This is a genomic window from Oleiphilus sp. HI0066, from assembly GCF_001635725.1.
On the sequence record NZ_LWFH01001387.1, the window covers coordinates 1 to 617 of the forward strand.

General features: G+C 45.9%; 2 protein-coding genes. One reads left to right on the forward strand and one right to left on the reverse strand.

Annotation, left to right across the window (positions count from 1 at the left end; all coding sequences use genetic code 11):
• Positions 1-254 (forward strand): holo-ACP synthase (gene acpS / locus A3738_RS20950; protein WP_068763832.1); only part of this gene is annotated, 254 nt, incomplete at its 5' end.
• Positions 255-265: 11 nt separating this feature from the next.
• Here the strand turns inward: acpS and A3738_RS20955 are convergent.
• Positions 266-617: YfaZ family outer membrane protein (locus A3738_RS20955; protein ID WP_231876722.1), on the reverse strand; the 352-nt coding region annotated here is incomplete at its 5' end.

A 617-nucleotide genomic window follows, 5' to 3' on the forward strand; every position in this document is an offset into this window, starting at 1 on the left:
TAGATCGTGGTCAAGAAAATTTTGTCGCAAAACGCTTCGCTGTGAAAGAGGCTGTTGCGAAGGCCTTAGGCACAGGATTTTCGTCAGGAGTATCTTGGCGTGATATTTCGCTTCAGCATGATTCAAATGGAAAGCCAGTCGTTACATTAACAGATGGTGCACAATCTCGATTTGAGGAACTGAATGCGTCATCACTTGAGATTAGTCTTAGTGATGACGCAGGGTTCGTTATAGCGTACGCAAACCTGAGCTAGCTTTGAACGACCTAAAATTTCATCCCTAGACCAATGAAGTAACCGCTCTCGAAGGTGCGATCGCCAGCATCTTTGATACCTGCATTCAAATACTGGTAGCCAAGACTGAGATCAGCACTCTGGATGACTCGATAATTGAGCTGGGCTCGAAAGCGTTTAAATTCATCAGAATCACCGTAAGCAAGAATATCAGGCGCGTAGTGCAGTCGAGTTTCTACTGATAGGCCTGGAGTACTAGGAAGATTGATCCGAACAGCTCCACCAAAAGCAACCGCAGAAGCTTTGAATTCGCCTTCCTTCATATGTGTTGCCTCAAGCCCCAACAGCACAGTAGTTGGCAAATTTGAAACAGCTGTCTGTCCC